This is a genomic window from Streptomyces sp. BK208, assembly GCF_004364245.1.
Lineage (GTDB): Bacteria > Actinomycetota > Actinomycetes > Streptomycetales > Streptomycetaceae > Streptomyces.
In genome coordinates, this window is the sequence record NZ_SOAV01000012.1 from 141,964 (window position 1) to 154,484 (window position 12,521).

The following is a 12,521-nucleotide window of genomic DNA, read 5'->3' on the forward strand; positions in this document are numbered from 1 at the left end:
GGTACGGCCCCGTGCGGGCGAAGCCTGGCGGGCGGGCGGTGAGGGGTGGGCCGGTTATGCGCCACGAGATTGACGCAGCGCGGTTTCGGTGGAAGCCCCTCGTTGTTTCACCGCCGTGACGAAGGCGCGGTGCGTGTTACGCGTGGGTGAACGACCGGGGGCGGTCGCCGTCACGACCGAGCCGTCCGGGCCGGGACGCAAGCCGGCCGCGGCGGCCTCCGAATGACCTGGCATGGGGGAGCCGAGTCGGGCAGTTCGGGAGGGCCGGCCGCGGCCGGGGCTGGTGGGTTTCAGACCGCTTCGGCGGTCTCCGGCAACTCGACGGCGAGCCGCTCGGTGAGGTCGACGACCTCACCGAGGTCGCCGAAATCGCGTACGGCCGTGTCGACGGTCTTGCGGATGCGGGTGTTGACGCGTTCGGAGCGGACCTTCTTGGCGATGCTCATGGCCTCCATGGCCAGGACGGTGCTCTCCTCGGGCTCGCGGCGCAGCAGGTGCACGGTGGCCATGCCGATCAGGTTGAGCGCGTAGGAGCGCTGGTGTTCCTCGTCCTTGGCGAACAGCTCCACGGCCCGACGCATGAGGGGGTCGGCCAGCGAGGCGTAGGCGGGGCTGCGGCCGGCCACGTAGGCGAGGTCGCGGAAGGAGTGGCTGTTCTCGCCGTACAGCTCGGCCTCGGAGAAGAAGCGGATCCAGTCGGGGTCCGGCTCGTCCCACTCGTCGGCCTCGGCGAAGATGTCCTCCGCCATGCGCACCGCGCGCTTGGTGCGGCCGGGCTGCCCCATGTTGGCGTAGGCGCGGGCCTCCATCGCGTACAGCATCGACTGGGTGCGGGGGCTCGCGCAGTCCCGGCTGCCGTACTGCGCGAGATGGATCAGCTCCAGGGCGTCGTCGGGCCGGCCGAGGTGGATCATCTGGCGGCTCATGCTGGAGAGGATGTACGAGCCGAGCGGCCGGTCCCCCGCCTCCTTGGCGGCGTGCAGGGCGAGCACGAAGTACTTCTGCGCGGTGGGCTGGAGCCCCACGTCGTACGACATCCAGCCGGCCAGCTCGGCCAGCTCGGCGGCGACCTTGAAGAGCTTGGCGCGGGTGGTCTCGGCCTGGGGTTCCTGGAGCAGGTCGGTGACCTCGTGCAGCTGGCCGACCACGGCCTTGCGGCGCAGACCGCCGCCGCACTGGGCGTCCCAGCGGCGGAACATCACGGCCGTGGACTCCAGCAGCTCCAGCTCCGGCCTGGACAGGCGCCCGCGCGCGCGGGAGGCGGGCGCGGTGTCCTGGCCGGCGGACGGGGCGGCCGCGGGCGTGGGGACGAGCCAGCGCTGCATGGGCTCGATGAGGGACGGTCCCGCGGAGAGGGCCAGCGAGCTCCCGAGGAAGCCGCGCCGCGCCAGCATGAGGTCGCTGCGCGAGAACTCGCTGAGCAGGGCCACGGTCTGCGGGCCCGTCCAGGGGAGGTCGACGCCGGTCGCGGAGGGCGTGGGGCGGGTGGAGCGCAGGCCCAGGTCCTCGACGGAGACGACGACGCCGAAACGCTCGGAGAACAGCTCGGACAGGATCCGCGGGATCGGCTCGCGCGGGTTCTCCCCGTCGAGCCAGCGGCGCACGCGCGAGGTGTCCGTGGAGATGTGGTTGGCGCCCAACTGGCGGGCGCGGCGGTTGACCTGGCGGGCCAGCTCGCCCTTGGACCAGCCGCTGCGGGCGAACCAGGAGGTGAGCAGCTCGTTCGGGCGCTTGTCGGCGTGCGACGCGCTCCCCGCGTTCGTACTGCTTCCGCCGTTGCCGCTCACTGGAACGCCCCCATCCCTGAGACCACCTGTCGCCGAGTGCGCCAAGCCCTATCAGAATGCCGGTGGTTACAGCCCCCCGTCCGGCGGTTGACACCCTTCGAACGGAGAACCGAGTTGCCTCCGGCATACCCACAAGTGCATGTGCCCCACGGCTCCATGCACACAAAGTAGTCCCGCGATCACTCGTTCAGCCATGGCGATTGCGGAATCGCCACCATTCGCCACCCCTTCGAATGAACTCACGGTGGCGGGGACGCGATTCACTTGACATAGGCCAACCAGGCGCCGGTGCAACGGTGCGGAACGGGGCGCGCGCGGACGGACGCACCACCCGGGACGCCTCCGGACGCCGTCTGAACCGCGTCGGACCGGGGAGTTGGAAGCAGAGAGTCACGTTTCACGTCCGCTGCGTAACCGCCGCTGCGTCGGACCCGTTGGAGGGGGCATGGGCTTCACGATCGGCATCGGCAGCACCCGGGGCATGCGGGACATCCGGTCCGGCGCGCGTCGCCGCGGCCGCACCGGCGACTGCACCGTGGTGGCGGAGTACACCGGACTGTGGGGCTGGGACGTGGTCCCGGGCGCCAGGGCCGTGGCGGGCGCCTGCTCCTGCGGCCTGTCCGACTGCCCCGCGCCGGGCGCGCATCCCCTGGACTTCGCACCCGAGGTTCCCGCCGGGGCGAGGCTGGACGAGGCGAGCGAGGCGTGGGCCCGCTTCCCGGGTGCCGCGGTGATGCTGGCGGTGGGGCGGGCCTTCGACGTGATCGAGGTGGCCGAGCCCGTCGGCGTACGGGCGCTTGCCCGCCTGGAGCGCATGGGCCTGCCGCTCGGCCCGGTCGCGGCGACGCCCGAGGGCCGCGCCCAGTTCTTCGTCGCGCCGGGTGCCGCGGCCGAGCTGCCCCGGCTGCTGTACCGCATGGGCTGGGACGATCCGTCCGCCCTCGACCTGCGCGGTCTCGGCCCCGGAGCGTACGTCACGGCACCGCCCTCCGACCGCGGCGGCCGCGGTCCGGTGCGCTGGCTGCGCCCGCCGGCCCTCGACTCGACCACGAGACCCCCGGCGGCACGGCTCCTCCTGGGAACCCTGGCCTACGTCGCCCATCGGTCCCGGGCGTGACCCTGCTCCGACGCCGACGGCCCCTCTGACCCCCGGCATCACGCGAAGAAGCGCCCGCCCCCCGAGTGGGGGACGGGCGCTTCTCGCTCGCGCGGGCTGCGTGGGACGCAGGCCGTGTCACTCGCCGATGAGCGCGTCCACGAAGGCCGCGGGCTCGAACGGTGCCAGGTCGTCCGCACCCTCGCCGAGTCCGATCAGCTTGACCGGCACGCCCAGCTCGCGCTGCACGGCGACCACGATGCCGCCCTTGGCCGTGCCGTCCAGCTTGGTGAGGACGATGCCGGTGATGTCGACGACCTCGGCGAAGACCCGGGCCTGGATCAGGCCGTTCTGGCCGGTGGTGGCGTCGAGGACGAGCAGGACCTCGTCCAGGGGCGCGTGCTTCTCCACGACGCGCTTGACCTTGCCCAGCTCGTCCATGAGGCCGGTCTTGGTGTGCAGGCGGCCGGCGGTGTCGATGAGCACGACGTCCGACCCGATCTCCTTGCCCTCCTTCACCGCGTCGAACGCCACGGAGGCCGGGTCGCCGGCCTCCGGTCCGCGCACCGTGTGGGCGCCCACCCGCTCGCCCCAGGTCTGGAGCTGGTCGGCGGCGGCGGCACGGAAGGTGTCGGCGGCACCGAGGACGACGCTGCGGCCGTCGGCGACCAGGACGCGGGCGAGCTTGCCGGTGGTGGTGGTCTTGCCGGTGCCGTTGACACCGACGACCATCACGATGCCGGGCTTGCCGGTGGCGGGCTCGGTCTTGACCTCGCGGTCCATGTCCGGGCCGACGAGGTTGATCAGCTCCTCGCGCAGCAGCCCGCGCAGCTCGTCGGGGGTGCGGGTGCCGAGCACCTTCACCCGCTCGCGCAGCCGCTCGACCAGCTCCTGGGTGGGCTGGACGCCGACGTCGGCGGTGAGCAGCGTGTCCTCGATCTCCTCCCAGGTGTCCTCGTCGAGGTGCTCCCGCGACAACAGGGTCAGCAGGCCCTTGCCGAGGGCGTTCTGCGAGCGGGAGAGGCGGGCACGGAGCCGGACCAGTCGGCCGGCGGTGGGCTCGGGAACCTCGATCTGCGGGATCTCGAGCTCTTCGACGACGGGCGGCTCCTCGACGGTGGCGGTGCCGCCGTCCGGGAGGTCGACCTCCTCTATCGTCCGGCGCGTTTCGTCGCGCGGCGTCTCGGCCTCGTCGCCGACGTGCGGCTCGGCCGGAGGGGCGGTGATGTCGGGCGTCGACGGAGGCGGCGGAGGCAGCTGCTTCTTGCGGCGACTGCCCACGACCAGCCCGCCGAGCGCGCCGATCACGACCACGGCGATGACTACAGCAAGGATGACGATTTCCATAACGGCTCCAGTATGCGGGACCCCCGGCACGGCGCCCCTCTGTCGGTCCCTTGTGGTTTCGTCCGAAGGACAAAGGTCCCTGGAAGGCACGAGTCGGAGCAAAGTACGATGGAAGAGGACGCGTCAACGCGCGTAGAGTCCCGACCGCCCCTCTTCCCCACGATCGAGGCACGGACCCCCCACATGAGCAAGACCGCCGAGAACGAAGGCGCCCTGGAGACCCGGGGCATCGAGCAGGTGCCCGACCACGAGCGCACCGCCCGGATCCGCGAGCTGTTCCCCACCTGGGTCGGCGCCAACATCAGCGTGCTGCTGCTCACGATGGGCGCGAGCCTCGTCGTGGCGTACCGGCTCAACTTCTGGCAGGCCCTGGTCGTCGCGGCCGCGGCGCCCGTCGTGTCGTACGGCCTGGTGGGCCTGATCGGCATCGCGGGCAAGCGGGGCGGCGCGCCCGGCATGGCGCTGTCGCGTGCCGTGTTCGGGCAGCGGGGCAATCTGCTGCCGGGCTCGCTGATCTGGGTGGCCCGCTGGGGCTGGGAGACGATCAACGCGGTGACCGGCGCCTATGCCGTGCTCACCGTGCTCGACATCGTCTTCGGCATCCGTGCGAACAGCGTGCTGGACATGGTGACGCTGCTCGCCTTCGTCGTGGCGACGTTCGCGATCTCGGGTCTGGGCATCAACGCCGTGCAGAAGTGCAACAAGTACGCGACCTACCTCTTCGGCGCCTTCTCGGTGCTGGTGCTGGGCTACCTGGTCGTCGACACCGACTGGTCCGCGGTCTTCGACCGGCCCGCCGGTACGGTGGCCGCGATGATCACGGGTGTGGGCCTGATCGCGGCCGGCGGCGTCAGCTGGATCCCGTCCGCCCCGGACTTCACCCGGTACCTGCCGCGTACGGCCTCGTCGAAGGGGATCGTGGGGGTCACCGTCGGCGGTGCCGGCATCGTCGTCCTGCCCATGGTCCTGATGGGCATGATCATGGCCGTCTCCACGCCGGACCTGGCCTCGGCCGCCGACCCGGTCTCCTTCCTGGGCGAGATCCTGCCGACCTGGATCGCGGTGCCCTACCTGCTGATCGCCCTGATCGGCATGCTGCTGATCAACTCGATGTCGATGTACTCGGCGGGCTTCACCGCGCAGACCCTGGGCTTCAAGGTCCCGCGGCACTGGGCGGTCTCGGTGAACGCCGTGATCTCGCTGGTCTTCGGCGGTGTGCTGATGCTGGTGGCGACCAGTTTCATGGGGTCCTTCATCGCCTTCCTGTCGCTGCTAGCGGTCGCCTTCTCCGCCTGGGTCGGCGTCTTCGGCGCTGACATGCTGCGCGGCCGGGAGTACGACGGCGAGGCCCTGGCCGACACCGGCCGCACCAGCGCCTACTGGTACCGCGGCGGCTTCTCCCCCGCCGCCGTCGCCGCCTGGGCGGTGGGCCTGGCCGCCGGTCTGATGTTCACCACGTCCGACTGGTTCACCGGCCCCCTCGCCGCGAACAACGTCGTCGGCGAGTACGGGCTCGGCTGGGTGGCCACGGTGGTGGTCTCCGCGGTGCTGTACGCCGTGCTGCCGAAGCCGGCGCTGGTGGTTCCCGCGGCGCCCCGGGAGCGGGCCGGGCAGCCCGAGGCCGTGGCCGTCTGACGTACACCGACGGCGCCCCCGCTCCCGAGTGCCCGGGAGCGGGGGCGCCGTTCGCGTCCCGTCACACCGCGGCCCCGCTCGGTCGAGGACCGGGCGGGGCCGCGGACGGTACGGGGAGAGGGGCAGCGGGGACTTGGCCCTCCTCCCCGGGTTCGGGAGGGCGGGCCGGTCAGCCCATTTCCTCCAGGGCCTTGCCCTTGGTCTCCTTCACGAACTTGAGCACGAAGGGGATGGAGAGGGCGGCGAAGACCGTGTAGATCACGTAGGTGCCGGAGAGGTTCCAGTCGGCCAGCGACGGGAAGCTCGCGGTGATGGCCCAGTTGGCGATCCACTGCGCGGAGGCGGCCACGCCCAGGGCGGCGGCGCGGATCCGGTTGGGGAACATCTCGCCGAGGAAGACCCACACGACCACGCCCCAGGACAGGGCGAAGAAGAGGACGAAGACGTGGGCGGCGATCAGGGCGACCCAGCCCTGGGTGGCCGGGAGCTTGCCGTCGACCAGGTGGAAGGAGAAGGCCCAGGCCTCCAGCGCCAGGCCGATCACCATGCCGACGGAGCCGACCAGGGCGAGCGGCTTGCGGCCGACGCGGTCCACGAAGATCATCGCGATCACGGTGCCGACGATGTTGATGATCGACGTCGTGAACGAGTAGAAGAACGAGTCCGCCGGGTCGACGCCGACCGACTGCCACAGCGTCGAGGAGTAGTAGAACGCGACGTTGATGCCGACGAACTGCTGGAAGACGGAGAGGCCGATACCGATCCAGACGATCGGCTTGAAGAAGAAGCTGCCGCCCAGGAGGTCCTTGAACGAGGACTTCTCCTCGCGGTGCATGGCGTGCTCGATCTCGTCGACGCGGGCGTCGAAGTCGACGTTCTTGCCCTCGACCTCTTCCAGGATCTGCTTGGCGCGCTCGCGCTTGCCCACCGAGATCAGGAAGCGGGGCGACTCGGGGATGGCGAAGGACAGCAGGCCGTAGAGCACGGCCGGGATCACCATGACGCCGAGCATGACCTGCCAGGCCTCCAGGCCCATCAGCTCACCGCGCTGGTCGCCGCCCGCGGCGTTCAGCAGGCCCCAGTTGACCAGCTGGGAGACGGCGATGCCGATGACGATCGCGGCCTGCTGGAAGGAGCCGAGCCGGCCGCGGTAGGCGGGCGGGGAGACCTCGGCGATGTAGGCGGGGCCGATCACCGAGGCCATGCCGATCGCGAAGCCGCCGATGATGCGCCACATGGCCAGGTCCCACAGCGCGAAGGGCAGTGCGGAGCCCACGGCGCTGACGGTGAACAGGACCGCCGCGATCTGCATGCAGCGGATACGGCCGATCCGGTCGGCGATACGGCCGGCGGTGGCCGCGCCGATCGCGCAGCCGATCAGCGCGACGGCGATGACCTGGGCCAGCACCGCGGAGCCGACGTCGTAGCGGTCCCGGATGGCCTCGACGGCACCGTTGATCACGGAACTGTCGTAACCGAACAGGAAACCGCCCATCGCGGCCGCCGCCGCGATGAAGATGACGTGCCCGAGATGATCGGGATGAGCCGTGCCGGCTCCTGGACTGGGTGCCTGCGATGTGCTGGCCACGTGTACTCCTCGGGCTACCGGCAACGCTGCCGGGGCGGTTCGCCCTTCGAGGTGCCACTGAAGGGACCTGAAGGTAAAAGCAACGTTGCAGAGACTATGCCTTCAAGTTTCGAAGTCAATAGGACGAGACGTGTGAGATTCGGAGCGAAGAACCGGTCTACTCGTTCAAGACTTGAAGCTGAAAGGGGCAGCGACTAGCGCAGCCGCTGACTGATGACCTTCGACACACCGTCGCCCTGCATGGAGACGCCGTAGAGCGCGTCGGCGACCTCCATCGTGCGCTTCTGGTGCGTGATCACGATCAGCTGCGACGCTTCCTGCAGCTCCTGCATGATCCGGATCAGCCGCTGCAGGTTGGTGTCGTCGAGCGCCGCCTCGACCTCGTCCATCACGTAGAACGGGCTCGGCCGGGCCTTGAAGATCGACACCAGCATCGCCACCGCGGTCAGCGAGCGCTCCCCGCCGGAGAGCAGCGAGAGCCGCTTGACCTTCTTGCCCGGCGGCCGGGCCTCGACGTCCACACCCGTGGTGAGCATGTTGTCGGGGTCGGTCAGGATCAACCGTCCCTCGCCGCCCGGGAAGAGCCGGCCGAAGACGCCCTCGAACTCCCGGGCCGTGTCCCGGAAGGCCTCGGTGAAGACCTGCTCGACGCGCTCGTCGACCTCCTTGACGACCTGGAGCAGGTCGGCGCGGGTCTTCTTCAGGTCCTCCAGCTGCTCGCTGAGGAACTGGTGCCGCTCCTCCAGCGCCGCGAACTCCTCCAGTGCCAGCGGATTGACCTTGCCGAGCTGCTGGTAGGCGCGTTCGGCGGCCTTCAGGCGCTTCTCCTGCTCGGAGCGGACGAACGGCCGCGGGCGATTGCGCGGGTGGTCCGGATCCTCGGGGAGCACCTCGCCCTCGGCGGGGGGCGAGGGCGGCACCTCTTGATGGGGGCCGTACTCGGCCGCGAGTCCCGCCGGTTCCACACCGAGTTCCTCCAGCGCCTTGGTCTCCAGCTGCTCGATGCGCAGCCGCTTCTCGGCGCCGAGTACCTCGCCCCGGTGAACTGAATCCGTCAACTTGTCCAGCTCCGCCTTGAGGTCGCGCCCGGCGGTGCGCGCGGCGGCCAGTTCCTGTTCGCGCCGGGCCTTGGCGGCCTCGGCCAGGCCGCGCTCCTCGTCGGCACGGGTCAGCGAGACCTCGACGTGGGCGAGCAGCTGCCGGGCGCCGGCGGCGACCGCCTCGGCCACGGCCGCCTCGTGCCGAAGCCTGGCCCGCCGCTGCTCGGCACGCGCGCGTGCCTCGCGTTCGGCGCGCGCGGCCCGGTCCAGGGAGTCGGCCCGCCCGGCGAGCCCCTTGACCCGCTCCTCGTGCGTACGGACCTGGAGGCGGGCCTCCATCTCGGTCTGGCGGGCGTTGGCCCCGTCGGCGGCGAGCCGGTCGCGGGCACCGGTGTCGGGCTCCTCCTCGACCGGCATCTCCTCGGCGACCGCGAGCCGCTCGGCCAGCTCCTCGACCTCCATGAGCGCCTTGTCCAGCGCTTCCTGGGCCCGGGTGGCCGCGGCGGCGGACCGTTCCGCCTCCCCGGCGGCGCCGCGCGCCTGCCCCGCGAGCCGGCCCAGCTGCTGGGCCACGGACGACTTCTCCCGGTCGGCCGCCCGGCGCCGCTCCCCCAGCTCCTCGACCAGCGCGGCGCACTCCCGGCGCCGCGCCACGGCCGCGTCCTGGGCCCCGGCCAGCTCCTCGCACCGCACGCCCAGCTCCGCCAGCCCGGCGGCGGCCTGGTCCACGGACGCCTGGACCTCCAGGAGGCTCGGCACCCCGGCGGAGCCGCCCTGCGCGAAGTGGGCCCCCAGCAGGTCGCCCTCGGCGGTGACGGCGGTCAGCCCGGGGCGGGCGTAGACGAGGTCCTCGGCGTCCTCCAGGGTGGCGACGACGACGATCCCCCGCAGCAGCCGCCGTACGGCGGGCATCAGGTCGGCGGGCCCCCGGACCAGGTCGGCGGCGTACGGCGGTCCGTCGTCGCGCGGCTCGTGCGGTACGTCGTCGGGAGCGCCGGCCAGCAGCAGGGCGGCCCGGCCCGCGTCCTGCTTGCGCAGCAGGCGGATGGCGTCGGCGGCGGCCGCCGGGGAGGTCATCGCGAGGGCGTCGGCGGCCGCGCCGAAGGCGGTGGCGAGGGCCACCTCGTGGCCCGGCGCCACGGTGAGGAGCGAGGCGGCCGGGCCGAGCAGGCCGGTGAGCCGGTCCTCGGCGGCGAGCAGCGCGCCGGTGCCGTCCTTGCGGCGCAGGCCGAGCGCGAGAGCGTCGTGCCGTGCCTGTGTGGCCGCGCGCTCGCGTTCGGCCGCGGTGGCGGCTTCGCGGGCGGCGCCGAGGGCCGCCTCCGCCTCGGTCAGCTCGCGCCGGGCGGCGTCGTGCCGCTCGGCGAGTTCCCGGTCGCCGGCGTCGAGCCCGTCGACCTCCGCCTGGAGAGTCTCGTACTCCTCCTGGGCGGCGGCGGCGCGTTCCCGGGACTCGTCACGGGCGGCGGCCAGCCGCTCGATCTCCGCCTGGGCGGAGGCCGCGCGGGAGCGGGCGGCGCCGACCTGACCGCTGAGCCGGGCCAGCCCCTCGCGCCGGTCGGCGATCGCGCGGGCGGCGTCCTTGAGGCGGCGCTCCTCCAGGGCCAGTTCGCGTTCGAGGTCCGCGCGGTGGGCGACCGTGTCCTCCAGGGCGTGTTCGGCCGCCTCCAGGGCCGCTTCGAGCTCGGCCTCCTGCTCACGGACGCGGGCGGCCTCGCGTTCCAGCTCCTCCGGGTCGCGGCCCCGGCGCTCCTCGGGCGGCGCGGAGGTGGCGCTCTTCACCCGGGCGTCGGCCAGCGAGATCGTGCCGCGCACGCGTTCGGCGAGCTGGGACAGCTCGTACCAGGTCTGCTGGGCGCGCTGGAGGCGCGGCGCGAGCCGGCGCACCTCGTCCTCCAGGTCGGCCTCGCGGCGCAGCGCCTTGCCGAGCTCCTGTTCGGCGCTCTCCTTGCGTTCCTTGAGCGCGGCCTCGTCGGCGATCTCGGCCTGGAGCGCCTCCCGCATGCGCACGAGGTCGTCGGCGAGGAGCCGGAGCCGGGCGTCCCGGAGGTCGGCCTGGATGACGGCGGCCCGGCGGGCGACGGCGGCCTGACGGCCGAGCGGCTTGAGCTGGCGCCGCAACTCGTCGGTGAGGTCCTGCACGCGCGCGAGGTTGGCCTGCATCGCGTCCAGTTTCCTGAGCGCCTTCTCCTTGCGCTTGCGGTGCTTGAGGACGCCGGCGGCCTCCTCGATGAAGGCCCGGCGGCCCATCGGGTCGGCGTGCAGGACGGAGTCCAGCTGGCCCTGGCCGACGATGACGTGCATCTCGCGGCCGATGCCGGAGTCGGAGAGGAGTTCCTGGATGTCGAGGAGGCGGCAGGTGTCGCCGTTGATCTGGTACTCGCTGCCGCCGTTACGGAACATGATCCGCGTGATGGTGACCTCGGCGTACTCGATGGGCAGGGCGCCGTCGGAGTTGTCGATGGTCAGCGACACCTCGGCCCGGCCGAGCGGCGGGCGGCCGGTGGTGCCGGCGAAGATGACGTCCTCCATCTTGCCGCCGCGCAGCGACTTGGCGCCCTGTTCGCCCATGACCCAGCTGAGCGCGTCGACGACGTTGGACTTGCCCGAGCCGTTCGGGCCGACGACACAGGTGATGCCCGGTTCGAACCGGAGCGTGGTCGCCGAGGCGAACGACTTGAATCCGCGGAGGGTCAGGGCCTTCAGGTGCACGCCGTCGGACTCTACCTCTCGGGTGTGTCTCACTCCATGAACCGGTGAACCGCCGCGGTTTCGCGGGTGAACGCGCAGGGCACATCAGACGTTGAAGAGGGTGAAAGGTTGCGCGGGGCAGTGCCGGTGGCCGCAGACGGGGGCGCGGAGCGAGGCCGGCGGGGACGGCGAGGCCGACGGGGACGGGGGCCGCGGAAAAGAAAGAAGGGACGCCGAAGCGTCCCTTGCAGACTCTGACACCTGAGCGGTTGTACGGGCGGGCCCGACCACTGCTGTGCCGTGATGGAGCGATGCAGTGATCAGGTGAGCGCAGGCTCCGCCTGGTGTGCGTCAACGCTCTCCATGCTCTCCATGATCCTGTCGTGAGAAGCGGCAGCCGCCAGCGCGTCGTTCTCCGCCTGGATTCGTCCGAGCTCGGATTCCAGGTCCTGGACGCGCTGCTGGAGCCGTCGCATCTCGGCGAGGAGTCGCGGGTCGGAGCCGCCGACGTAACCGAGAAGCGCCTTTGCCATGATGGATGGTCCTCCACAATGAGTGACGACCGAAGCGGTGTGGGTCGTGAGGGAATCGCACCCGCGGTGCTTGGCACTCTTGAGTTTTTACTGCCGTTCAACCATGCCAAACAGCTAAGGTGCGCGGGGCTTTCAGCGTCTCACCAAAAAGTTTGACGGTCAACACGATCACACCCCGTGCTGGCGGGCGCCCGGGGGCATGCGGCCGGGAAGCGGCGACGATGCGACTCCTGCGGGCCCCTCGGGGCGTGGCGATCATTCTGCGTGCGGAGCCTGCCACGAGCCGCCGCACTTGGCAACTACCTGCCCGTTTTCGCCCCGGCCACCCCTGTGGGGCGGGCCGGACCCGCCCTCCGCCGGGCCTCCCGCGGCCGGAACTCAGCGGATGGCGAAGCCGTCGTAGCCCCCGCGGGGTGTGTCCCAGATCTCGGTGACTCCGTCCACACGTCCGGGCGTGTCGTCGCCGCGCAGCCAGTCGAGCAGCCCCTCGCAACGCTCGCGCGGGCCCTCCGCGACGACCTGGACGCGGCCGTCGCCCAGATTGAGAGCAAAACCACTCATCCCGCCGAGCTCCAGTGCCCTGGCCCTCGTGAACCAGCGGAAACCCACGCCCTGGACCTGTCCGCGCACCCATGCGACCAGCCGTACATCCTCGCTCATGACGGCAACCTAACCAGTCAATGTCTCGCGGGACACTTCACCCCCTTGCGTCATGCGGTACCGTCCCGACCCAATGAATCCCACCTGAAACTCACTCGATGGTGTGAGTTCCGTGTGGATCGTGAGCACAGTCGACCGCAGGGCACG

At 71.5% G+C, this 12,521-nt stretch carries 8 protein-coding genes; 2 read left to right on the plus strand and 6 right to left on the minus strand.

All coding sequences use genetic code 11. The annotated features are described in order from the left end of the window. Positions 1–290: 290 nt before the first annotated feature. Positions 291–1,787 (minus strand): hypothetical protein, encoded by a 1,497-nt coding sequence (locus EV562_RS27055; RefSeq protein ID WP_133889478.1) that lies wholly within the window; start codon positions 1,785–1,787, stop codon positions 291–293. A 445-nt stretch (positions 1,788–2,232) separates the two neighbouring features. Here EV562_RS27055 and EV562_RS27060 point away from each other — a divergent pair, with 445 nt between their 5' ends. Then, the gene (locus EV562_RS27060; RefSeq protein WP_133889479.1) at positions 2,233–2,904 is read left to right on the plus strand and encodes a bifunctional DNA primase/polymerase; all 672 of its coding nucleotides are present in this window, start codon (positions 2,233–2,235) and stop codon (positions 2,902–2,904) included. A 117-nt stretch (positions 2,905–3,021) separates the two neighbouring features. Here EV562_RS27060 and ftsY read toward each other — a convergent pair whose 3' ends face one another. Beyond that, positions 3,022–4,230: a signal recognition particle-docking protein FtsY gene (ftsY, locus tag EV562_RS27065; RefSeq protein WP_166662013.1), complete on the minus strand. Its 1,209-nt coding sequence runs from the start codon at positions 4,228–4,230 to the stop codon at positions 3,022–3,024. Positions 4,231–4,413: 183 nt separating this feature from the next. Between ftsY and EV562_RS27070 the strand changes: the two genes are divergently transcribed. Further along, positions 4,414–5,865 carry a cytosine permease gene (locus EV562_RS27070; RefSeq protein WP_133889481.1) on the plus strand — a complete coding sequence of 484 codons (1,452 nt, stop codon included), beginning with the start codon at positions 4,414–4,416 and terminating at the stop codon, positions 5,863–5,865. Between the two features lie 169 nt (positions 5,866–6,034). Here the strand turns inward: EV562_RS27070 and EV562_RS27075 are convergent, their stop codons facing one another. From EV562_RS27075 to EV562_RS27090, 4 genes are all read right to left on the minus strand, one after another. Beyond that, on the minus strand, positions 6,035–7,453 hold the full coding sequence (locus EV562_RS27075; protein ID WP_133889482.1) for a sugar porter family MFS transporter: 1,419 nt from the start codon (positions 7,451–7,453) through the stop codon (positions 6,035–6,037). A 194-nt stretch (positions 7,454–7,647) separates the two neighbouring features. Beyond that, a complete protein-coding gene (gene smc, locus EV562_RS27080) occupies positions 7,648–11,202 on the minus strand; it encodes a chromosome segregation protein SMC (RefSeq protein ID WP_133889483.1) in 3,555 nt (1,184 codons plus the stop codon). Positions 11,203–11,501: 299 nt separating this feature from the next. After that, the gene (locus tag EV562_RS27085; RefSeq protein WP_003973418.1) at positions 11,502–11,714 is read right to left on the minus strand and encodes a hypothetical protein; all 213 of its coding nucleotides are present in this window, start codon (positions 11,712–11,714) and stop codon (positions 11,502–11,504) included. 378 nt (positions 11,715–12,092) lie between these two features. After that, on the minus strand, positions 12,093–12,374 hold the full coding sequence (locus EV562_RS27090; protein ID WP_007444898.1) for an acylphosphatase: 282 nt from the start codon (positions 12,372–12,374) through the stop codon (positions 12,093–12,095). Between the last annotated feature and the right edge of the window lie 147 nt (positions 12,375–12,521).

What these genes read in the sequence shown, in the direction of transcription:
- EV562_RS27085 (WP_003973418.1), bottom strand. Translation starts at nt 11,714, where the DNA reads ATGGCAAAGGCGCTTCTCGGTTACGTCGGCGGCTCCGACCCGCGACTC.
- ftsY (WP_166662013.1), bottom strand. Translation starts at nt 4,230, where the DNA reads ATGGAAATCGTCATCCTTGCTGTAGTCATCGCCGTGGTCGTGATCGGC.
- EV562_RS27090 (WP_007444898.1), bottom strand. Translation starts at nt 12,374, where the DNA reads ATGAGCGAGGATGTACGGCTGGTCGCATGGGTGCGCGGACAGGTCCAG.
- EV562_RS27060 (WP_133889479.1), top strand. Translation starts at nt 2,233, where the DNA reads ATGGGCTTCACGATCGGCATCGGCAGCACCCGGGGCATGCGGGACATC.
- EV562_RS27070 (WP_133889481.1), top strand. Translation starts at nt 4,414, where the DNA reads ATGAGCAAGACCGCCGAGAACGAAGGCGCCCTGGAGACCCGGGGCATC.